The following is a 19,954-nucleotide window of genomic DNA, read 5'->3' on the forward strand; positions in this document are numbered from 1 at the left end:
CGCCGGCCCGACGGCCGGGGCGCCCGAGGCGTCCCGGCCGTCCGGCGGGTCCCCGACCGACTCAGCGACCGCGCCGGCCACCCGCACCGGCCCCGGGCGGGCCGGCGGGGCGGTGCCCGGTCGTCGGCGCGCCGCAGCCGGGCCGGGTGCCCCGGTCCGGCCGGCCGGGCTACGGAAACGCTGGCTGTTCGCCGGCCTCGGCGCGGTGCTGGTCGCGCTGCTGGCCGGTGTGTCGCTGGGCCCGGTCAGCCTGCCGCCCGGCAGCGTCGCCGCCGAACTGCTCAACCTGCTGCCCGGGGTGCACCTGGACAGCGGGCTCACCGAGCGGGAGATCGCCATCGTCACCGAGCTGCGGCTGCCGCGGGCCGTGCTCGGCCTCCTGGTCGGCGCGCTGCTGGCCCTGGCCGGCGGCTGCTACCAGGGCGTCTTCCGCAACCCGCTGGCCGACCCGTACCTGCTGGGCGTGGCGGCCGGCGCCGGGCTCGCGGTGACCACGGTGATCGCGCTCGGCGTCGGGGCGGGCGGGGCGCTGAGCGGCATGCCGCTGACCATCCCGCTCGCCGCGTTCGTCGGCTCCCTCGGCGCGGTCGCCATGACGTACCTGCTCGGCGCGGCCGGCGGGCGCGACCGGTCGCCCGCCACGCTGATCCTGGCCGGGGTGGCGGTGTCCGCGTTCCTCGCCGCCGGGCAGACCTACCTGCTGCAACGCCACGCCGAGAGCATCCAGCAGGTCTACTCGTGGCTGCTCGGACGGCTGGCCACCGCCGGCTGGCAGGACGTCCGGCTGGTGCTGCCGTACTTCGTGCTCACCGCGGTGGTGGTGCTGCTGCACCGGCGGGAGCTGGACGTGCTCTCCGTCGGTGACGACGAGGCCACCAGCCTGGGGCTGCACCCGCAGCGCTCGCGCTACCTGCTGATCGCCGCCGCGTCGCTGGGCACCGCCGCCGCGGTCTCCGCCTCCGGGCTGATCGGCTTCGTCGGCATCATCGTGCCGCACACCGTACGCCTGCTGGCCGGGTCCAGCTACCGGGTGATCCTGCCGCTGTCAATGCTCTTCGGCGGGGCCTTCCTGGCGCTGACCGACGTGGCCGCCCGGACCGTCGCCGCCCCCTCCGAGCTGCCGATCGGCGTGGTCACCGCGCTGCTCGGCGGCCCGTTCTTCGTCCTGGTCCTGCGCACCTCCCGCCGGGTGTTCACATGAGCGCGCGTCAGCGAGCGAATCGTCAGCTCAGCGCGCGGAGCGCCACGACGACGAGCGCCGTCGAGGTGCGCGACCTGCACGTCGACCTGGGCGGGACGTCGATCCTGGCGGGCGTGGACCTGACCGTCGCGGCGGGCGAGTGGGTCACCGTCATCGGCCCGAACGGCGCTGGCAAGTCGACCCTGCTGCGCGCCGTCGGCGGCCTGCTGCCCGCGCCGGGCGCGGTCGCCCTGTTCGGTACGCCGATCCAGTCCCTCCGCCGCCGGGACCGGGCCCGGGTCGTCGCCACGGTGGCGCAGTCCCCGGTGGTGCCGGCCGGCATGTCGGTGTTCGACTACGTGCTGCTCGGGCGTACCCCGTACATCCCGCCGCTGGGCCGGGAGTCGACCGCCGACCTGGCCGCCGTGCACGAGGTGCTGGACGGGCTCGACCTCGGCGCGTTCGGGCACCGGGAGCTGGCCACCCTCTCCGGTGGGGAGCGGCAGCGGGTCTTCCTGGCCCGTGCCCTGGCGCAGGGCGCCACCCTGCTGCTGCTGGACGAGCCGACCAGCGCGCTGGACATCGGCCACCAGCAGGAGGTGCTGGAGCTGGTCGACCGGCTCCGCCGCGAGCACGGCCTGACCGTGCTCGCCACCATGCACGACCTCTCCGTGGCCGGCGAGTACGCCGACCGGCTGGTCCTGCTCGCCGACGGCCGGGTGGCCGCGGCCGGCCCACCTCGGGAGGTGCTCACCGAGGACCTGCTCGCCAACCACTACCGCGCCCACGTCCGCGTCATCCAGGGCGACCACGGCCCGCTCGTCGTCCCGGTCCGCCCCCGCCCCCGGCCAGATTGATCAGAAGTTGTTGCCGCAGCCCGCCGGGGTCGCGCACGACATGATCAACCAGTGTGGCCGGGACGTAGGGTGAGGACGGAGAAGAGGGCGCCCTCGGGGTCGCGGAGGGCGGCGAGGCGGCCCCGCGGGGTGTCCCGGGGCGGGACCAGGACCGTGCCGCCCAGCTCGGCGGCGCGGGCGGCGGTGGCCTCGGCGTCCGCCACCGCGAACCACACCGACCAGTACGCGGGCAGGTCGGCCGGCAGCTCCTCCAGCGGTGGCGTCATGCCCGCGACGATCCGGGCACCACACCGCCAGCCCGTGTAGGGGGCGGGCTGCGTCGGCTGCTCCTCCGCGTGCCAGCCGAAGACCAGCGCGTAGAAGTCCCGCGCACCCTCCGGGTCGGAGGTGACCAGCTCGTTCCAGCACATCGCCCCGGGAGCGTTGAACAGCTCCGCGCCGCGCATCGCCATCGGCTGCCAGACGCTGAACACCGCGCCCGCCGGGTCGGAGAGGACCGCCATCCGGCCCTGGTCGAAGACATCGAACGGGGCGACCACCACCTGGCCGCCGGCCGCCTCCACCCGGGTGGCCACCAGATCGGCGTCGTCGGTCGCCACGTACGTCGACCAGATCGGCACCTGGTCCGGGGCGGCCGGCGGGCCCGCCGCGGCGACCGCCCGCCCATCCTTGAGGAAGACCGTGTAGCCGCCGGCCGCCGGCTCCGGGGAGACGCGGCCGGTCCAGCCGAACAGCTCCGGGTAGAACCGCTTCGCGTCCGCCAGCCCAGGCGTGGCCAGGTCGGTCCAGCAGGGCGTGCCGGGCTCGACGCCGCTCACGCTGACCCCTCTCGCCGGGGGCGGCCCCGCTGACACGCCCTGCCGGCATCGTGGCACCGTCCCGTCGCCCGCCGGGCCGGAATCGGACAAGAGGTCAGGTGAAGCGCCGTCCCTCGTCCCGCCGGTACGCCCATCCGGCGACCCCGGCCAGCAGCACGATCCAGACGCCGAGCATGGCCAGGGAGACCAGGTTCGGCCGCCAGTCGGTGACCGCCGCCCACATCAGCTCCACCGCGCCCCGGGTGGGCAGGTAGGGGGCGATCGCCTTGATGAAGCTGGGTGCGTCGTCCGGGCCGGAGAGCAGGCCGCCGCCGAAGGCGAGGGGGAAGAAGATGAGCTGGGCGACCACGATCGCCGCCTTGCTCGGCAGCGAGTAGCCGATGGCCAGTCCGAGCAGCGTGAACGGCACCGAGATCACCGCGACCCCGGCAGCACCGAGCAGGAACTGCGCCGGCGTGACCCGGGCCGCGGTGGCCACCGCCGCGATCACCACCACCGGGAGCATGGACAGGTAGGTGAGCGCCAGGCCGGCCAGGATCCGGCCGGCGAGGCGCGGCCCCGGACCGGCCGGCAGCGTCCGGGTGTACGGGTTCCACGGCTGGTCGCGGTCCTCGGCGACGCCGATCCCGTACTGGAAGATGTTGGCGCTCATCACCGCGAAGGTGACCATGGCGCAGGTGGCGTAGGTGGCCCCGGCCGGGTCGTCACCGGCGAACGGCACCACGAAGAAGAGCATCGCGGCGGCCGGGAAGAACGCGCTGCCGAAGATGGCGACCGGGATCCGGACGGTCTCGAGAAGTTGGAAACGGGCGTGGACCAGGGCGAGCGGCACGAGATCTTCTCCTCAGACGGTGGCGGGCGCGGCCCGGTCGCCGGTCGTGATGGCGAGGAACGCCTCCTCCAAGGAGGTGGGCCGCACCTCCAGGTCGCGGAACGCCACCCCGGCGGCGACCAGGTCGCGGACGAGCTGGTCGGCGTCCGTGGTGAGCAGGTGGGTACGCCCGTCGGTGTGCTCGGTGGCGACCACCCCGGGCAGCGGCGGCAGGTCGTCGGCGACGAGGCTGACCCGGCGTACGCCGACGATGCCCCGGATCGCCTCGACCGTGTCGTCCGCGAGCACCCGGCCCTGGCCGATCACCACCACCCGCTGGGCGAGGGCCTCCACCTCCTCCAGGTAGTGGCTGCTGAGCAGCACGGTGCCGCCGTCGGCGTGGAAGCTGCGGATCGCCTCCCAGAGCGTGTGCCGCGCCTCGACGTCCAGCCCGGTGGTCGGCTCGTCGAGGACGACCAGCCGCGGGCGGCCGACGAACGCGAGGGCCACGGCGAGCCGGCGGCGTTGCCCGCCGGAGAGTCCGCCGGTCTGCCGTTTCACCTGATCGGCGAGGCCGAACCGGTCGAGCAGTTCGCCCCGGGGGATCGGGTCGGGGAAGTGCGCGGAGACGAAGTCGACCACCTCGCCGACCCGCAACGTGCCGGGCAGGCCGGTCTCCTGCGGGGTCACCCCGAGCTGGCGCCGGCTCGCCGGGTCGCGCGGGTCGCCGCCGAACAGCTCCACCCGGCCGGACGTGGGCCGGCGCAGCCCCACCAGCAGGTTGATCAGCGTGCTCTTGCCGGCGCCGTTCGGGCCGAGCAGGCCGACCAGCTCACCGGCGTGGACGGTCAGGTCGACCCGGTCCAGGGCCAGCACCTCGCCGTAGCGGCGGCTGACCTGGTCGGCGCGGGCCAGGATCATCGGAAACTCCTCGGGGTGCGGGCGACAGCGGTGCCGCCCCATGTGTAGCGCGCCGGCGCCAGTCCCCGCCGCCCTGGGACGGGGCGACGACGGCAGATCGCCTAGTGTGGTATTCCCGTCGGCCGCTTTGCGCCACGGCGACGACGGACGCGTGCCGACTGGACACTGGGGAGGGTCCGTGACGAGTCCGAGCAAGAACCTGGACGTTCAACCGGAGGCGTTGAAGGCGTTCGCCGCGGCCTCTCGGGATCGGGCGACCCGGTTCAACGAGTTGGCCCGGGTCTTCCGCGACGGGCACGTGCCCCGGGTCGCCTTCGGGATCATGCCGGCGTCCTTCAGTCTCGCGGCCGCGTACGCGGAGCAGTTCGAGGCGTGCCTGCAGGGTCTGGAGGAGGGCGCGGAGACGATGGCCGACATCGCCGAGGGGATGAGCGACACGGCCGACGCCTACACCGGGACCGACGTGGCGACCAACGACATGTTCGTGCCGGGCGCCTGAGGGGGATTGCATGAGCGAGCGTAGCGAGCGAATCATCAGGCGCAGTGCCGTGGAGCCTCGTGCGGCCGCCGAGCGGAGCGAGGTGGGCGCATGAGCACTGAGGCGTTGCAGCGCAACAAGACCTACTTCGAGCAGGTCGTGTCGGGCACCCCCGACCCGTTCAAGCCGCTCTCCCAGGCCGTCCTGTGGCCGTTCGAGCAGCTGCTGGAGCTGGTCGCCGGTGAGCCGGACGACCTGATGCAGGCGGCTCAGCTCGCCCTGACCACCGGCGAGGCGGTGCGCCAGATCGCCGGCGACCAGATCGCCGACCGGGCCCGGCTGCGCGGTGCCTGGGACGGCGACGCGGCGGAGAAGTTCCACGCCTCGATGGAGTCCGTCGAGCAGGCGATCGAGGAACTGGCCAAGGGGCTGGACGGCACGAAGGAGGTGCTGGTCGACGCGGCGAACGCGGCGGTCGAGGCGTTCAACCTCCTGGTCGAGCTGATCCTGGAGTTCCTGCTCTGGTTCCTGACCGAGGTCATCATCGCCGCGGTGGCCGCCGTGCTCAGCGCGGGCGTGACGCTGGCCGCCACGGTGGTCCGGGTGCTGGCCCGGCTGGCCACCACGGTCGGCCGCATGGTCAAGATCGTCGCGCGGTTCGCCGAGATCCTCACCAAGCTGGTGACCAAGCTGGAGAAGGTCGCCGAGCTGCTCACCCGCTACCGCAAGCTGGTGATGGAGCTGCGCAAGGCCAAGAAGGCGTACAAGGCGTGGAACAAGTCCGGCTACACCAAGGAGGCGTTCGCGTTCAAGATGAAACGCACCGCCATCCTGTTCCCCGGCAAGTTCGCCATCAACCAGGCGTCCCCGGTGAACATCCCCGGCATCGGCGGCACCCTGCTGGACACCGGCGTCGGCCTGCACGACGTCTCCGACGGGCACAAGGACCGCAACTACCTGGTGGACGGCACCTACAAGGAGGACCTGGGCCCGTACACCAAGGGCGTCCAGAATGTCTTCGACTCGATCGTCAACTGAGAGGCAGCCATGACCTTCCCCGCCCTGGACCGGATCGAGGCGCTGGCCCGCAACCTCGACGGGTGGCAGCGCGAACTCGGCGCGCGGATGGCCGAGCTGGAGCAGAGCAGCGCCGAGGGGGTGAGTGACTCCGGCCTGGTCACGGTCACCGCGGCCGCCGACGGCAAGATCCTCTCGACCGAGATCAACGCCCGGGCCATGCGGTTCGACTCCTACACCCTCGCCGAGGAGTTCACCGCCGCCGCGAACCGTGCCCAGGAGGCCGCCGCCGCCCGGGTCCGGGAGATCGTCGGCGAGGTGATGGGCAACGCGCCGGCCGCGCCGCGCCCGGCCGCCGACGACTACGGCTACGACCGGTACTGAACCGATGGAGGAGACCAGGTACCGCGACCGGATCGGTCAGCTGGCCGAGTCGGGCGAGCGGGTGCTGACGGTGGCGCAGGCCGAGGCCGCCAACGGGGCCACGCCGGCCCCGCCGCGCGACCCGGGCGCACCCGAGGTCTCCGGCCGGGCGACGGTCGGCTCGGTGCTGCTCAACGTGCTCGCCCCGTTGGCCACCTGGGACCGCGGCGACCGGCTGGTGGATGTGATCGCCTGGGGCATCGCCGGCCGCGGCGCCCCCGGCTCGGCCGCCTCCCGGCTGCACCGGGCGGTCAACCCGCTCCGGCCGGACGGGCAGCTCCGGCACACCCTGCTCGCCGTCACCGACCGGCGGCTGCTGGTCTGCCTCACCGGGCCGGTGAAGCTGCTGGCCAACCAGGCGGACGAGGAACGGTCCCTGGCCGAGACCCAGCTGGCCTGGTCGGCGTCCCGGGCCGACGTCGCTTCGGCCCGGGTGGGCTGGCACCGGCTCAACCCGAAGCGGCTACGCATCGACTTCACGGACGGCTCGTGGCTCGCCTTCACCGTGCCGATCGCGGAATCCGGCCGCCCGCTCCGCGCCCTCGCCGCCGCCCTCTCGGGCTGAGCCGCCGTCGCCGCCCCAAGGTCGCGTTCGAACCGGGATGTAGTGGCCTACCGCAGTCCGGGAGGCCACTACATCCCGGATGCGGCGTGCTCTTGCTTGCGGCCGGCGACGGTCCGCCGTCAGTCGGCCAGGGGAACGGGCAGCGGGTCCCGGTGCAGCACCGCCAGCCGGGACACCGCCCGGGTCAGCACCACGTAGAGGCGGTGCAGGCCCCGCGGCTCGGCCGCCACGATCGCGGCCGGCTCGACCACTACGACGTGGTCGTACTCCAGGCCCTTGACCAGGGTCGCCGGGACCACGGTGACGCGCGCTGCGATCTCCACGTCGTCGGCGGTCGCGGTCTCGACGCCCGCGCCGGAGAGTGCCGCGCGGAGCCGGTCCACCGCGTCGTCGGCGGCGATCACGCCGACCGAGCCGTCGTGCGCGAGCGCCGCGTGCACCTCGGCCACCGTCGCCGCTGTCAGGTCCTCGACCGTACGCACGTCCAGCGTCCCGTCGCGGCGCAGCGACTCGGCCGCGGGTACGTCGACCGCGAGCGCCGGCAGCAGCCGGTTGGCGAACGCGACGACCGCCGCCGGCACCCGGAAGCCGACGCTGAGCGGCACCACGGTGGCGTCCGGCTTGCCCAGGTGGGTCAGGGACTCCCGCCAGTCGGTGGCGGCCCAGGGCGCGGTGCCCTGGGCCAGGTCGCCGAGGAGGGTGATCGAGCCGTGCTCGCTGCGGCGGGCGATGGCGCGGCACTGCATCGGGGACAGGTCCTGCGCCTCGTCGACCACCACGTGCCCGAAGCCGGCCGGCCGTTCGATCAGCCCGGCCGCCTCGTCGATCAGGACCGCGTCGGCGGCCGTCCACTTCGTCGCCTTCGGGGTACGGCCCAGCTTTGTCCCGGTGGCCGCCGAGCCACGCCGCCGGTCGGTGCCCGCGCGCTGCGGCCCGCCCGCGCCGGCACCGCCTTGCTCGGCGTCCTCCGGGCCCGGTCGCCCGCCGGAGCCTGCGTGCCCGAGCAGCAGGGCCTGCTCCTCGGCGTCGAGCAGGCCGTCGGCCGCCGTGGCGAGGACGTCGGCGTCGGACCAGAGCCGGTGCAGCAGCCCGTCCGGGGTGAGCGCCGGCCAGACCGCGTCGAGGAAGTCGGTGACCGGCTTGGCCTTGCCCATCCGGCGCAGCCAGGCCTCGCTGGGCGACTCCGCCCGGCGGGCCTCGGCCTGGCGTTGCAGCAGCCCCACCACCCGGGCCCGGACGCGCTCCCGGCCGGTCGCGTACGGCAGCCCCTCCCGGCGGGTCTCCTCCACCACCCGGTGCAGCGGGTCGAGGCCGATCCGCCAGCGGAACGAGCCGTCCGCCACCATGATCGGCTCGGTGGGCGTACCGATGTGGGCGTCGACCGCGCGGCGGAGCACCTCGGCCATCCGGGCGTCGTGCTTGACGGTGGCGACGGCGGGGTCGTCGACCGCGCGTACCGGCACCCGGGCGACCAGGTCCTCCACCGTGGCCTGCTCGACCTCGACCTCGCCGAGCGCCGGCAGCACCGCGGCGATGTACGACAGGAACGCCCGGTTGGGCCCGACGATCAGCACTCCGGACCGGCGTAGCCGTTCCCGGTGCAGGTAGAGCAGGTACGCGGCGCGGTGCAGCCCGACCGCCGTCTTTCCGGTGCCGGGCGCGCCCTGCACGCAGATCGAGTCGGCCAGGTCGGCCCGGACCAGCTCGTCCTGCTCGGGCTGGATGGTGGCGACGATGTCCCGCATCGGGCCGACGCGGGGACGCTCGATCTCGGCGGTGAGGATCCGGCTGGCCGTGCCCAGTTCCTCCCCCCGGTCCAGGTGCTCGTCCTCAAAGCTGGTCAGCAGGCCGGAGCTGAACCCGAAGCGGCGTCGGACGGCGACCCCCTGCGGGTCACGGGCGCTGGCCCGGTAGAACGACCGGGAGACCGGGGCTCGCCAGTCCAGCACCAGCGGCTCGCCGAGGTCGTCGGTCACGTGCCGGCGCCCGACGTGGTACACCCCGACGATGTCGTCGGGCTCGGCGTCGCCGCTGTGCCGGCTGTCGGCGGTTCCGCCGCTGTGCCGGCTGTCGGCCCGCCCGCCGAAGTCGAGCCGGCCGAAGAAGAGGGGCGTGGTGGGGTCGTCGGCCAGTTCCTTGACCCGCCGGGCCATGTGGCGGCCCAACTGCTCGGCGGTGTACGCGTCACCGGCGACCTTGTCGCCGGTGGCGAAGAGGGCCTCCGCGCGCTCCCGCATCCGGCGTAGGGCCGCCCGGGAGGTCTCCAGGTGGGCGCGTTCGGCGGCGAGTTCGAGGTCCAGGGTCTGTTCGGGGGCGTGCAGGGTCATCCACGTACTCCTCGTCACGGGGAAAAACGCTGCCGCTCGCGTTTCCGACCACGGGTCGGCGCGGGGACGTCCGCTGCGGTGCTACTCACCTCGGCCGTCGGGCGGGACAGAGCAGCTTACTCCGACCGGGGTGGCGGGCAACTGAATTTCGTCGGGCCATGCCCGGCGCGGGATCATGGGGGCATGACCGAGGAGCGCCCCGAACAGCGCCGGGTGACGATCAGCGACCCGCAGGTGATGCGGGCCCTCGCCCACCCCGCCCGTATGGCGATCATGGAACATCTCAGCACGGTGGAGGGCGGTGCGACCGCCACCGAGTGCGCCCAGATCGCCGGCCTCTCCCCGAGCGCGACCAGTTACCACCTGCGGGAGCTGGCGAGGTACGGGCTGATCGAGGAGGCCCCCAGCCGTGGTGACGCCCGGGAGCGGGTCTGGCAGGCGTTCAGCCCTTCGTACTACATCGAGTCGGGCCCGGACGCCGACTCGGAGGCCCGCGCCGCCGAGGCGGCCCTGGTGGAGGCCCACATGGCTCGGGACAGCCAGCGCGTCCGGGACTGGATCCAGCGCGCCCCTGACGAGCCGCGCGAGTGGTACGAGGCGGCCTGGTTCAGCGACAGCCTGCTGCAGCTCACCGCCGAGGAACTGACCGGACTCAACAACGCGATCCAGAAGTTGATCGAGCCGTACCGGCGGCGGCTGCGGGCCAACCCGCCCGCCGGATCCCGAAGTGTCGCCGTGCAGTACCGGGCGTTGCCCCTCGACTGACATCGGGGGTTGCGTCGACCAGTTGTGAAGGATTATTTTCGAAATATGTCCTTCGCATCTGGCCGTTCGCGCTGGTCCGACGTCTGGCTGGTCACCGGCTCCCGCGCCGTCTCCACCTGCGGCGACTTCCTCGCCGCCACCGCCCTGACCCTGGCGCTCCAGTCCGCCGGCGCGGGCGGGCTCGCAGTGTCCGGACTGATGCTCGCCGCCACCGCGCCGCTGGTGGCGCTCGCTCCGCTTACCGGCCGGCTCGCGGACCGGGTGGACAGCAGGCTGCTGCTGGTGGTCGCCGCGCTCGGCCAGGCCACCGCCTGTCTCGCCCTCGCCTACGCCAGTCACCCGGCCCTGGTCATCGCGCTGGTGGCGCTGCTCGCGTCCGGCCTCGCGGTCACCCAGCCGGTGCTCTCCGCGCTGGTGCCGGCCATGGTCCGGGCCGAGGACCTGCCCCGGGCCGCCGCGCTGAACCAGACCGCCGGGACGCTCGGCGCGCTGGCCGGCCCGGCCCTGGCCGGAGTGCTGGTCGGCGGCTTCGGCACCCGGCTGCCGCTGCTCCTCGACGCCGCCAGCTACCTCGCACTCGTGGCGGCCGCACTGCTCATCCGGACCCGCCGGGGTGGCAGCCAGCGATCGGGCCCGGCGACGGCACCCGGCGCGTCCACCGCGCCCGCGGTCGCCTGGCGGCTGCGCGGCGACCCGATGCTGGTCGCGATGATCGTCACCATCGCCGGCGTGATCGCCGCCGTCGGAGCGATCAACGTGGTCGAGGTCTTCTTCATCCGCGAGACCCTGCACAGCTCCACCACCATGTACGGCCTGGTCACCGGCTCGTGGACGCTCGGCATCCTGGTCGGGGCATGGCTCTTCGCCCGGCTGGCCCGGCGGTTGGTCGACGACCGCCGGCTGCTCGTCGGCTACCTCGTCCTGCTCGCCGGATGCTGCCTGATGATCCTGCTCTCCGCCGCGGTGCCCTCCGCACTGCTGCTGGTGCCGGTCTGGCTGCTCGGTGGCGTGGGCAACGGCGGGGCGAACGTCTTCGACAACGTGCTGCTGGCCCGGCGGGTGCCCGAGGCGAGCCGCGGCCGGGCGTACGCCGCGCTCGGCGGGTCCGTCCAGGGTGCCTCCATGGTCGGCTTCCTGCTCGGCGGTCTCCTGCTCGAGGCGGCCACGCCCCGATCCCTGGTCGCCGGCTGCGGTATCGCCGGGCTGCTGGTGATCGCGCTGGTCGTGCCCTCGGTCACCCGGGCCGTCCGGGGCGTGCGGGCGCCGGTCGGCGTACCCCCGGCCGGGCCCGCCGAAGCACCGGCGCTCCGGCCCGGCGGCGTGGCCGAAGGCGGGCCGGTCGATCCGGCGGCGTCCGGGCCGCGGCAGGTGGCCGCCGGTGCGGAGTTGGCCACTCAACTGCCCTCCCCGTGAGCCGGCGAGGCGGCGCGGCGATAACGTCGGGTCATGGCCGACCGCATCGCCCGCCCGCGGGTGGGACACATTCAGTTCCTCAACTGCCTGCCGATCTACTGGGGGCTGATGCGGTCCGGCGCGCTGATCGACGTCGACCTGCACAAGGACTCGCCGGACCGGCTGAACGCCGCACTGGTCGCCGGTGACCTCGACATCGGGCCGATCTCGCACGTGGAGTACCTGCGGCACGCCGACGAGCTGCTGCTCCTGCCGGATCTGGCGGTCGGCAGCGACGGCCCGGTGCTCTCGGTCAACGTGGTCTCCACCAAGCCCCTCACCGAGCTGGACGGTGCCCGCGTCGCACTCGGCTCGACCTCCCGTACCGGGGTGCTCCTGGCCCAGCTGCTGCTCGCCGAGCGATACGGCGTACGTCCGGAGTACTTCCGCTGCCCGCCGGAGCTGACCCAGATGCTCCTGGAGGCCGACGCCGGTGTGCTGATCGGCGACGTGGCGCTGCGTGCGCTCTACGAGGCGCCCCGCAAGGGCCTCCAGGTGACCGACCTCGGGCAGGCCTGGCGGGAGTGGACCGGGCTGCCGATGGTGTTCGCCGTCTGGGCGGTCCGCCGCGACTTCGCCGCCGCGCACCCCGGCGTGGTCAAGGAGGTGCACGAGGCGTTCCTGCGCTCGCGCGACCTCTGCCTGGCCGAGCTGGACCAGGTGGCCGAGGCGGCGGCCCGCTGGGAGCCGTTCGACGCGGCGACCCTGGCCACCTACTTCCGTACCCTCGATTTCTCGCTGGGCGAGCGGCAGGTGACCGGGCTGCGTGAGTTCGCCCGCCGGGCGGCCGCGATGGGTGAGGCCCCGGCCCTCCCGGCCGGCGGGCCGGAGTTCTTCCTCGGCTGACGCCGAAACGGCGATGTGGCGGTCTCCCGGGAGCCGGGACACCGCCACATCGCTGGGGAACGGGCGGTTACGTGGCCGGGCGGAGCAACGCCTCGGTGATCTTCTGGCAGTTCTTCATGCCGTAGTCGTAGCCCATGCCGATCGGGTAGCGGACCATCACGCCCATCGTCCAGGTGTCGCCGATGGCCAGGCAGTTGATGTGCATCTCCTGCTCCTTGGTCCGGTCGATCCAGCCGTTCTTGATGGCGATGGTCTTCTGCGCCTTGGCCGGGAACGCCTTGCGGATGCCGAAGTCGCCGGCACCACGGACCAGCCGCATCTCGTTGAGCAGCCACTTGGTCCACTTCGGTCCGGCCGCCCGGCCGTCGTCGATGCACAGTCCGAGCCGGGCGGTGTCCCGTGGGGAGAGTTTGGTCCGGCTCCAGCCGCCGTCACTGGCGACCTTGCTGTCGGTCAGCCCGCACATCGAGATCAGCCGCTTGATCGAGGCGGACCGGCCGACGCTGTTGTAGAACTGCTCGGCGCGGGTGTTGTCGCTGTCCCGGATGATCTTCGTGGCGTCGGCCAGCTTCGCGTCGCTCGGGGTCTGCCCGTTCTCGGCCGCCCGCCGCAGGTAGTCGGCCACGATCCACGACTTGATCATCGACGCGGTGGTGCTGGTCTCGGCCATGTTCTCCGAACCGATGATCTTCCCGGTCCGCTTGTCCAGGACACTCCACGCGTACCAGCCCTTGATCCCGAGGTCGTCGAGGTCCTGCGCGGCGAACGGCAGCGGCTCGAGGGACGGGGAGGGTGAGGGCGAGGCAGACGGGGCGGGACGGGTGTTGCGATCGGTCGGCGTGCCCGCGGACCGGCCGCCCGCCGCGGCCGGCTGCGAGGCGACGGCGGGGCGCAGCGGCGAGCCGGGCACCAGCCGGAGCGCCACGAGCGACAGGCCGACCAGGATGACGGCGACGGCGGCGAGGGCCAGCGGGCGGTGATTGCTGCCCGGGCGGCGGCGGGTGCCGGCCATCAGAGCTTCCCGAGCGGCTGCTGCGGCACCTTCAGGGCGGCGCCGGGCTGCGGGGTCACCAACTGGGTGGCGACGCTGGCGCAGACCTTCGCGCCGTACTCCAGGCCGGCCTTCTGCGGGTAGCGCATCATCACGGTCAGGGTCCAGTCGTCGGTGATCGCGAGGCAGTTGACGTGCCACTGGACGTCGGCCCAGAGCATGGTGAAGCCGTTCTTGATGCTGACCGGCTGCTGGGACGTGATCGAGTCGGGCAGGCCGTCGATGATGCCCCAGCGACCACCCTGAACGGTCGTGCTCTTCTGGTCCTCGACGCCGCCGCGGACCTTCGTCATCTCGCTGAGGACGAACTTGGTCCACTTCTTTCCGGCGGCGGTGCCGTCACCGATGCAGTCGCCCATCCGCACCGCGTCGCGCGGCGACATCTTGGTGTACGCCCACTTCGCCCGGGTGGGCTCGATCGTCGTGTCGGTCAGCTTGCACATCTTGATCAGCCGCTCCAGCACCGGCCGCCGTCCTCCGGCGTTGTACAGCGCTTCGGCGGCCACGTCGTTGCTGTCCCGGATGGCGGTGACAACCTGTTGCTTCCGTTGCGTGGTGAGCGGCTTGTTGCCGAGCTGGCGCAGATAGTCCGAGACGATCCACGCCTTGATCATCGACTCGGTCGAGTTCGTCTCGGTCATGTTCTTCGCGCCGCTGATCTCCCCGGTCTTGCGGTCCATCAGCGCCCAGGAGAAGAACTCGCCCGTGAAGTTCACCGAGACCGGTGCGGCGGCCAGGGTCGGCTTGGCTGGCGCGGTGGGCTCGGGCGCGGGGACCTTGTCGCCGCCACCGATGCCGCCGAGGCCGGCGATGGCGTCGCCGCCACTGAGGCGGGCGTACGCGGCGGGCACCAGCATGACGCCACCGAGGAGGACCGTCACGATGGCGAGCACCATGATCACGCGATGTCGCATGAGTGGGTGAACTCCAGATGTCTGGCCGGGGGGACCGGCTTTTCCGAATGTGTTCGGCTTGATCGCCGGGGCCGGGGGAGTGGCCTGGAGCCGGTGGCGATCGTCAGCAGCCGATCGGTGTGCCGGGGGAAGTCTACTTCCGGACAGGCCCGATGCCAGAACTCGCGTGGTGGCAACTCGCCGTGAAGGCGGGGTAATTCGCCGTTGTGCCGTGCTTGCGAGGATTCACCTTCTGGACGTGGTCGACATCACAGTGTGGTGGCAGATCGGGGCCCCTGACCGTAAGCGGTCATCGGGTGACGGAAGGTGTGTCCGGAAACCTGTTACACCCTCTGGTGTCATCGGTCGCGAGCTGTAACACTGGCCTCATGTATGGCAACGACTTCGCCCCGCCCGAGGAGGGTCCGGGCGGCGGCCTGCTCGGCGAGGTGGAGGCGGCGGAAGCAGCGCTGCGGGAGGCCGCGGCGCGGGCCCGACGCGGCGGTCCGGCGCCCGACGAGGACCTCGAGGCGTACTTCGCGGACGTGATCGACGCCGATCAGAAGATCGAGCCGCGGGACTGGATGCCGGAGGCGTACCGGAAGACGCTGATCCGGCAGATCGCCCAGCACGCGCACTCCGAGATCATCGGCATGCAGCCGGAGGGCAACTGGATCAGTCGCGCCCCCTCGCTCAAGCGCAAGGCGATCCTGCTGGCCAAGGTGCAGGACGAGGCCGGCCACGGCCTTTACCTCTATGCGGCGGCCGAGACGCTGGGCGTGAGCCGGGACGAGCTGGTGGAGCTGCTGATCGAGGGCCGGCAGAAGTACAGCTCGATCTTCAACTACCCGACCCTGACCTGGGCCGACGTGGGTGCGATCGGCTGGCTGGTGGACGGCGCGGCGATCGTCAACCAGGTGCCGCTGTGCCGCTGCTCCTACGGCCCGTACGCCCGAGCGATGATCCGGGTCTGCAAGGAGGAGTCGTTCCACCAGCGCCAGGGGTACGAGATCCTGCACACCCTGGCCCACGGCACGCCGGAGCAGAAGGCGATGGCCCAGGACGCGGTGGACCGCTGGTGGTACCCGTCCCTGGCGATGTTCGGCCCGCCCGACGGTGACTCGACGCACAGCGCACAGTCGATGGCCTGGAAGATCAAGCGCTTCTCCAACGACGAGCTGCGCCAGCGCTTCGTCGACATGTGCGTGCAGCAGGCGGAGATCCTCGGGCTCACCCTCCCCGACCCCGACCTGCGGTGGAACGAGGAGCGGCAGGCGTACGACTTCAGCCAGCCCGACTACGACGAGCTGATGCGGGTGATCAAGGGCGACGGGCCGTGCAACCGGCAGCGGATGGCGCATCGGCGCGGCGCCCACGAGGAGGGCGCCTGGGTACGCGAGGCCGCCGCGGCGTACGCCGCCAAGCGGGCGGAGACGCAGAAGGAGAAGGTGGCGGCATGAGCGAGCGTCAGCGAGCGAGTCATCAGCACAGCGCGGAAGTGCCTCATGCCGGCGCCGAGCGGAGCGAGGTGCCGGCATGAGCAAGGAACAGACCCCGCTCTGGGAGGTGTTCGTGCGGGCCCGGCGCGGGCTGTCGCACACCCACGTGGGCAGCCTGCACGCCCCCGACGCGGAGCTGGCCCTGCGCAACGCGCGGGACCTCTACACCCGGCGGCAGGAGGGCGTCTCCATCTGGGTGGTGCCGGCGAGCGCGATCACCGCGTCCAGCCCGGACGAGAAGGACGCCTTCTTCGACCCGGCGGCCGACAAGGTCTACCGCCACCCGACCTTCTACCAGGTGCCGGACGGGGTGGCCCACCTGTGACTCTCCCATTCGACTTCGCCCTCGCCCTCGGCGACGACGCGCTGATCGCGGCGCAGCGGCTCGGCGAGTGGACCTCCCGCGCGCCGGAGATGGAGGAGGACGTCGCGCTGGCGAACATCGCCCTCGACCAACTCGGTGCGGCCCGCCTCCTGCTCACGTACGCGGGCGAGCTGGAGGGCGCGGGGCGGGACGAGGACGCCCTGGCCTACCTTCGCGGCGACCGGGAGTTCCGCAACTGCCTCCTGGTCGAGCTGCCCAACGGCGACTTCGCGGTCACCATGGCGAAGCTGTTCTTCCTGGCCGCGTACCAGCTCCCGCTCTACACCGCGCTGGCCGGGTGCGGCGACGAGCGGCTGGCCGCGATCGGTGCGAAGGCCCGCAAGGAGTCCGCGTACCACCTGGACCACGCCTCGCTCTGGGTGCGGCGGCTCGGCGACGGCACCGAGGAGTCGCACCGCCGGATGCAGGCCGCGGTCGACCAGGTGTGGCCGTACGTCCACGAGCTCTTCACGGCGGACCCCGGGGCGCCGGTCGACCCGGCCACCCTGCGGGCCGACTTCGACGTCCACGTCTCCGCCGTGCTGGCCGAGGCGACGCTGACCCGCCCGGCGGACGGCTGGGCCCCCGGTGGTGGCCGGGACGGCGTCCACACCGAACACCTCTCGTACCTGCTGGCCGAGATGCAGGTGCTGCACCGCGCCCATCCCGGGGCGAAGTGGTGAGCGCGAGGAGTGCAGCGGAGCGGAGCCCCGCAGTCGCGAACGAAAGGTGGCACCGGTGAGCGCGAGGAGTGCAGCGGAGCGGAGCCCCGCAGTCGCGAACGAAAGGTGGCACCGGTGAGTGATCCCAGGGCGGCCGCGGCGGCGGTGGTGGACCCGGAGATCCGGGTCGTCACCATCGACGAGCTGGGCATCCTGCGGTCGGTCGACGAGGATCCGGCCACCGGCCGGCTCGTCGTCACCATCACCCCCACCTACACCGGCTGCCCGGCGATGGACGTGATCCGGGCGGACATCCGCCGGGCGCTCGCCGCCGCCGGCCACCCCGACGCCGAGATCCGCACCGTGTACTCCCCGGCGTGGAGCACCGACTGGATCTCGGCGAGCGGCCGCGACAAGCTGGCCGCCGCCGGCATCGCCCCGCCCGCGCCGGCCCGCGCCGGCACCGTCGTGCCGCTGACCCTCGCCGTACGCTGCCCGCGCTGCGGCTCCCCGGAGACCGAGCAGGTCAGCCGCTTCGGTTCCACCGCGTGCAAGGCCCTCTGGCGCTGCCGCTCCTGCTCCGAACCCTTCGACCACCTGAAGGCGCTGTGACTGTCACGATCACCCGACCGGTCCGTCGCCGGCCGGTCTTCCACCCGCTCCCCGTCGCCGCCGTCGACCGGCTCACCGCCGACGCCGTGGCGATCACCTTCGCCGTACCGGAGGAGCTGCGGGAGACCTTCGCGTTCTCCGCCGGTCAGCACCTCACTGTCCGGCTTCCCGCCGGTGGCGGGCTCACCGGCTCGGCCGGCGAGGGCGGGGAGGAGGTGCGGCGGTCGTACTCGATCTGCTCGACGCCGGCGGAGTTGGCGCGGCACGGCCGGCTGCGGATCGGGGTGCGGGAGATTCCCGGCGGCGCCTTCTCCGCGTACGCCTGCGGCGCCCTGCGCGGCGGCGACACCGTCGAGGTGCTGCCCCCGCTCGGGCACTTCACCACGGCGTTCGCGCCGGACCGGGTCCGCCGGTACGGCGCGGTGGTGGCCGGCTCCGGCATCACCCCGGTGCTCTCGCTGGTCGCGACCGCGCTGGCCGTCGAGCCGGCCAGCACCTTCACCCTGGTGTACGGCAACCGCACGGCGAACTCGGTGATGTTCGCCGAGGAGTTGGCCGACCTGAAGGACCGGTGGCCCACCCGGCTGCACCTGGTGCACGTGCTCTCCCGGGAGCTGGGCGAGTCGCCGCTGCTGTCCGGGCGGATCGACGCCGACCGGCTCACTCGGCTGCTCGACACGATCGTCCCCGGCGACGCCATCGACGAGTGGTTCCTCTGCGGCCCGTACGGGATGGTGGTGGACGCCAAGGCGGTGTTGGCTGCCCGCGGCCTGCCGGATTCGGCGGTGCACACCGAACTGTTCCACGTCGACGCCCCGCCCGAGCCGGTCCGCCGCCCGACCGACGAGCCCGGCGCCGGCGCCGAGGTGACGATCGTGCTGGACGGGCGCTCGTCGCGGTTCACCATGGGCCGGGACGAGCGGGTGCTGGACGCGGCGTTGAAGGTCCGCGGCGAGCTGCCGTACGCCTGCAAGGGCGGGGTCTGCTCGACCTGTAAGGCCAAGGTGGTCGAGGGCGAGGTGACCATGGCCCGCAACTATGCGTTGGAGCCCGACGAGGTGGCGGCCGGCTACGTCCTCACCTGCCAGTCCAGCCCGGTGACCGACAAGCTCACCGTCGACTACGACGCGTGACATGTAGAACATCTCGTTCGCGGTCATCAAGCTCCTGCGACGGGAGCAGCGGACCCCGGAGCTGGTCGGCTGGCTCAACGAGCGCGCCGGGACGTCTCTGGTCTCGTCGGCTCTGGTCGAGGTGGAGGTGCCCCGGGCCCTCCGGCGCGCCGCACCGCAGGCGCTGGTCGGCGTTCCGTCGGTGCTGGGGCGGCTCTACCGCGTCGAGATCGACGCCGCTGTCCGGGCCGCCGCCGGCGCCTACGCCGAACCGCTGCTGCGCAGCCTGGCCGCGATCCACCTCGCGACCGCGGAGATCCTGGCCCGCCAGGCAGGCGCCGACTTCGCGGCGTTCGTCACCTACGACCAGCGGCTGCTGGACGCGGCGAAGACGGTGGGCCTCCCGGTGGCGAGCCCCGGGATGAGCTGAATCACCGTCCAGCGGGGACCCGTTCGCCTACGACGCCGGAAGCCACGCCGCGTGCCGGTCCGTCCGTGATCCGGGACCGGCACGCAGCGGGCAGAGGCCAGCGAGGGAACCGTCACCCGTTCTGGCCGAGGCACAGCAGGAGCTTGCGCGAGTTCTGCTCTTCGGTGTAGCTCGCGACCGTGCCGGGGAACTGCTCGCACTTCGCATCGTCGGTGCTGTCCTCGACCTTGCCGAGGATGACGTACGCGGCCGCCGGGTCGCCGCAGTCGACGACGGTGACATCCGGGTTCGTGCTCGTGCCCTCGGCGCTGACGCACGCGCCGACTTCGGCGTAGGCCGGGTCACTGGAAATGGCCCAGCCGACAGCGAAGGCGATGGCCACGGGTACGACGAGGCCGAACGCCGCGGCCCGCTGCAACACGGGCTTGCCCGGCACCGCGGGTACGCCCGGCGCGCCGGGCATCGGCTCGCCGAGGCGGCCGAGCCGAACCCGGGTGACGAGGTTCCCGATCAGGACGAGTGGGGTGATGATCATGGAGAGGAAGCCCCACCAGCCTTGCCAGAGGGTCTTCGCGCTCATGTCGCGACAGGTGGCGATGCCGCACGCCCTGCAGTACGGGCCGTGCTGGGTGAGGACACGCATGAAGATGAGGAAGCCCTGATGCCCGTGCAGGGTCGCCTTGATCGCCGGAATCGATCCACAGAAGCGACAGGTGAGGGGAGCGGCGGCGGGCGCGGCCGCCGGCTGCGGGGCGGGCGGAACCTGAGGTTGGTGCGGGTACGGTGCGGTCACGACTCTTCCTTGTGAGAGGCCTGGGAACCACCGCACGATAGGCGACGACCAACTGCTTCGTTGTCCCGCTGGGCACGT

22 protein-coding genes are annotated in these 19,954 nt (G+C 72.8%); 15 read left to right on the forward strand and 7 right to left on the reverse strand.

Annotated features, from left to right (window positions below):
- Window positions 1–112 precede the first annotated feature (112 nt).
- Window positions 113–1,201, forward strand: coding sequence for a FecCD family ABC transporter permease (locus tag ACFYML_RS10815; RefSeq protein ID WP_387420566.1), 1,089 nt, complete (start codon window positions 113–115; stop codon window positions 1,199–1,201).
- The gene (locus ACFYML_RS10820; protein ID WP_387420388.1) at window positions 1,198–2,037 is read left to right on the forward strand and encodes an ABC transporter ATP-binding protein; all 840 of its coding nucleotides are present in this window, start codon (window positions 1,198–1,200) and stop codon (window positions 2,035–2,037) included. The genes ACFYML_RS10815 and ACFYML_RS10820 overlap by 4 nt, the downstream gene beginning before the upstream one ends.
- 44 nt (window positions 2,038–2,081) lie before the next feature.
- Here the strand turns inward: ACFYML_RS10820 and ACFYML_RS10825 are convergent, their stop codons facing one another.
- The 3 genes from ACFYML_RS10825 to ACFYML_RS10835 all read right to left on the reverse strand — a co-directional run bounded on the left by ACFYML_RS10825 (window position 2,082) and on the right by ACFYML_RS10835 (window position 4,587).
- Window positions 2,082–2,855 (reverse strand): VOC family protein, encoded by a 774-nt coding sequence (locus ACFYML_RS10825; RefSeq protein ID WP_387420389.1) that lies wholly within the window; start codon window positions 2,853–2,855, stop codon window positions 2,082–2,084.
- Window positions 2,856–2,949: 94 nt separating this feature from the next.
- The gene (locus ACFYML_RS10830; protein ID WP_387420390.1) at window positions 2,950–3,687 is read right to left on the reverse strand and encodes an ABC transporter permease; all 738 of its coding nucleotides are present in this window, start codon (window positions 3,685–3,687) and stop codon (window positions 2,950–2,952) included.
- Between the two features lie 12 nt (window positions 3,688–3,699).
- Window positions 3,700–4,587 (reverse strand): ABC transporter ATP-binding protein, encoded by an 888-nt coding sequence (locus ACFYML_RS10835; protein ID WP_387420391.1) that lies wholly within the window; start codon window positions 4,585–4,587, stop codon window positions 3,700–3,702.
- Between the two features lie 178 nt (window positions 4,588–4,765).
- On the opposite strand from ACFYML_RS10835, the gene ACFYML_RS10840 reads away from it, so the two are divergent.
- From ACFYML_RS10840 to ACFYML_RS10855, 4 genes are all read left to right on the forward strand, one after another.
- Window positions 4,766–5,086: a type VII secretion target gene (locus ACFYML_RS10840; RefSeq protein ID WP_387420392.1), complete on the forward strand. Its 321-nt coding sequence runs from the start codon at window positions 4,766–4,768 to the stop codon at window positions 5,084–5,086.
- 90 nt (window positions 5,087–5,176) lie between these two features.
- A complete protein-coding gene (locus ACFYML_RS10845) occupies window positions 5,177–6,103 on the forward strand; it encodes a WXG100 family type VII secretion target (protein ID WP_387420393.1) in 927 nt (308 codons plus the stop codon).
- 9 nt (window positions 6,104–6,112) lie between these two features.
- A complete protein-coding gene (locus ACFYML_RS10850) occupies window positions 6,113–6,466 on the forward strand; it encodes a YbaB/EbfC family nucleoid-associated protein (protein WP_357434712.1) in 354 nt (117 codons plus the stop codon).
- Window positions 6,467–6,470: 4 nt separating this feature from the next.
- Window positions 6,471–7,070 carry a hypothetical protein gene (locus ACFYML_RS10855; protein WP_387420394.1) on the forward strand — a complete coding sequence of 200 codons (600 nt, stop codon included), beginning with the start codon at window positions 6,471–6,473 and terminating at the stop codon, window positions 7,068–7,070.
- A gap of 119 nt (window positions 7,071–7,189) precedes the next feature.
- Here the strand turns inward: ACFYML_RS10855 and ACFYML_RS10860 are convergent, their stop codons facing one another.
- Window positions 7,190–9,397, reverse strand: coding sequence for a HelD family protein (locus ACFYML_RS10860; protein ID WP_387420395.1), 2,208 nt, complete (start codon window positions 9,395–9,397; stop codon window positions 7,190–7,192).
- A 183-nt stretch (window positions 9,398–9,580) separates the two neighbouring features.
- Here ACFYML_RS10860 and ACFYML_RS10865 point away from each other — a divergent pair, with 183 nt between their 5' ends.
- From ACFYML_RS10865 to ACFYML_RS10875, 3 genes are read left to right on the forward strand one after another with little or no spacing between them, the layout of a single operon-like run.
- Complete coding sequence (locus ACFYML_RS10865) at window positions 9,581–10,162, forward strand: ArsR/SmtB family transcription factor (RefSeq protein WP_387420396.1); 582 nt, start codon at window positions 9,581–9,583, stop codon at window positions 10,160–10,162.
- Window positions 10,163–10,207: 45 nt separating this feature from the next.
- Window positions 10,208–11,575, forward strand: coding sequence for an MFS transporter (locus ACFYML_RS10870; RefSeq protein WP_387420397.1), 1,368 nt, complete (start codon window positions 10,208–10,210; stop codon window positions 11,573–11,575).
- Window positions 11,576–11,608: 33 nt separating this feature from the next.
- Complete coding sequence (locus ACFYML_RS10875; RefSeq protein WP_387420399.1) at window positions 11,609–12,460, forward strand: menaquinone biosynthetic enzyme MqnA/MqnD family protein; 852 nt, start codon at window positions 11,609–11,611, stop codon at window positions 12,458–12,460.
- A gap of 67 nt (window positions 12,461–12,527) precedes the next feature.
- Here ACFYML_RS10875 and ACFYML_RS10880 read toward each other — a convergent pair whose 3' ends face one another.
- A complete protein-coding gene (locus ACFYML_RS10880) occupies window positions 12,528–13,472 on the reverse strand; it encodes a hypothetical protein (protein ID WP_387420400.1) in 945 nt (314 codons plus the stop codon).
- Window positions 13,472–14,425 (reverse strand): hypothetical protein, encoded by a 954-nt coding sequence (locus ACFYML_RS10885; RefSeq protein WP_387420401.1) that lies wholly within the window; start codon window positions 14,423–14,425, stop codon window positions 13,472–13,474. The genes ACFYML_RS10880 and ACFYML_RS10885 overlap by 1 nt, the downstream gene beginning before the upstream one ends.
- Window positions 14,426–14,793: 368 nt before the next feature.
- On the opposite strand from ACFYML_RS10885, the gene paaA reads away from it, so the two are divergent.
- The 6 genes from paaA to ACFYML_RS10915 all read left to right on the forward strand — a co-directional run bounded on the left by paaA (window position 14,794) and on the right by ACFYML_RS10915 (window position 19,083).
- Window positions 14,794–15,864 carry a 1,2-phenylacetyl-CoA epoxidase subunit PaaA gene (gene paaA / locus ACFYML_RS10890; RefSeq protein ID WP_387420403.1) on the forward strand — a complete coding sequence of 357 codons (1,071 nt, stop codon included), beginning with the start codon at window positions 14,794–14,796 and terminating at the stop codon, window positions 15,862–15,864.
- A gap of 76 nt (window positions 15,865–15,940) precedes the next feature.
- The gene (gene paaB, locus ACFYML_RS10895; RefSeq protein ID WP_357434720.1) at window positions 15,941–16,228 is read left to right on the forward strand and encodes a 1,2-phenylacetyl-CoA epoxidase subunit PaaB; all 288 of its coding nucleotides are present in this window, start codon (window positions 15,941–15,943) and stop codon (window positions 16,226–16,228) included.
- Window positions 16,225–16,950, forward strand: coding sequence for a 1,2-phenylacetyl-CoA epoxidase subunit PaaC (gene paaC / locus ACFYML_RS10900; RefSeq protein ID WP_387420404.1), 726 nt, complete (start codon window positions 16,225–16,227; stop codon window positions 16,948–16,950). Before paaB ends, paaC begins: the two co-directional genes overlap by 4 nt.
- Window positions 16,951–17,064: 114 nt before the next feature.
- Window positions 17,065–17,541: a 1,2-phenylacetyl-CoA epoxidase subunit PaaD gene (paaD, locus tag ACFYML_RS10905; protein ID WP_387420405.1), complete on the forward strand. Its 477-nt coding sequence runs from the start codon at window positions 17,065–17,067 to the stop codon at window positions 17,539–17,541.
- Window positions 17,538–18,674: a 1,2-phenylacetyl-CoA epoxidase subunit PaaE gene (gene paaE / locus ACFYML_RS10910; RefSeq protein ID WP_387420406.1), complete on the forward strand. Its 1,137-nt coding sequence runs from the start codon at window positions 17,538–17,540 to the stop codon at window positions 18,672–18,674. The genes paaD and paaE overlap by 4 nt, the downstream gene beginning before the upstream one ends.
- Before the next feature lie 127 nt (window positions 18,675–18,801).
- Window positions 18,802–19,083, forward strand: coding sequence for a hypothetical protein (locus ACFYML_RS10915; protein ID WP_387420407.1), 282 nt, complete (start codon window positions 18,802–18,804; stop codon window positions 19,081–19,083).
- 112 nt (window positions 19,084–19,195) lie between these two features.
- Here ACFYML_RS10915 and ACFYML_RS10920 read toward each other — a convergent pair whose 3' ends face one another.
- Window positions 19,196–19,876 (reverse strand): hypothetical protein, encoded by a 681-nt coding sequence (locus ACFYML_RS10920; protein ID WP_387420408.1) that lies wholly within the window; start codon window positions 19,874–19,876, stop codon window positions 19,196–19,198.
- Window positions 19,877–19,954 lie beyond the last annotated feature (78 nt).

This window comes from Micromonospora sp. NPDC007230 (genome assembly GCF_042869115.1).
Classification (GTDB): Bacteria; Actinomycetota; Actinomycetes; order Mycobacteriales; family Micromonosporaceae; genus Micromonospora.

Coding starts and splice junctions, on each gene's coding strand:
- ACFYML_RS10820 (WP_387420388.1), top strand. CDS start 1,198: ATGAGCGCGCGTCAGCGAGCGAATCGTCAGCTCAGCGCGCGGAGCGCC.
- ACFYML_RS10835 (WP_387420391.1), bottom strand. CDS start 4,587: ATGATCCTGGCCCGCGCCGACCAGGTCAGCCGCCGCTACGGCGAGGTG.
- ACFYML_RS10845 (WP_387420393.1), top strand. CDS start 5,177: ATGAGCACTGAGGCGTTGCAGCGCAACAAGACCTACTTCGAGCAGGTC.
- ACFYML_RS10850 (WP_357434712.1), top strand. CDS start 6,113: ATGACCTTCCCCGCCCTGGACCGGATCGAGGCGCTGGCCCGCAACCTC.
- ACFYML_RS10855 (WP_387420394.1), top strand. CDS start 6,471: ATGGAGGAGACCAGGTACCGCGACCGGATCGGTCAGCTGGCCGAGTCG.
- ACFYML_RS10860 (WP_387420395.1), bottom strand. CDS start 9,397: ATGACCCTGCACGCCCCCGAACAGACCCTGGACCTCGAACTCGCCGCC.
- ACFYML_RS10865 (WP_387420396.1), top strand. CDS start 9,581: ATGACCGAGGAGCGCCCCGAACAGCGCCGGGTGACGATCAGCGACCCG.
- ACFYML_RS10870 (WP_387420397.1), top strand. CDS start 10,208: ATGTCCTTCGCATCTGGCCGTTCGCGCTGGTCCGACGTCTGGCTGGTC.
- ACFYML_RS10875 (WP_387420399.1), top strand. CDS start 11,609: ATGGCCGACCGCATCGCCCGCCCGCGGGTGGGACACATTCAGTTCCTC.
- ACFYML_RS10880 (WP_387420400.1), bottom strand. CDS start 13,472: ATGGCCGGCACCCGCCGCCGCCCGGGCAGCAATCACCGCCCGCTGGCC.
- ACFYML_RS10885 (WP_387420401.1), bottom strand. CDS start 14,425: ATGCGACATCGCGTGATCATGGTGCTCGCCATCGTGACGGTCCTCCTC.
- paaA (WP_387420403.1), top strand. CDS start 14,794: ATGTATGGCAACGACTTCGCCCCGCCCGAGGAGGGTCCGGGCGGCGGC.
- paaB (WP_357434720.1), top strand. CDS start 15,941: ATGAGCAAGGAACAGACCCCGCTCTGGGAGGTGTTCGTGCGGGCCCGG.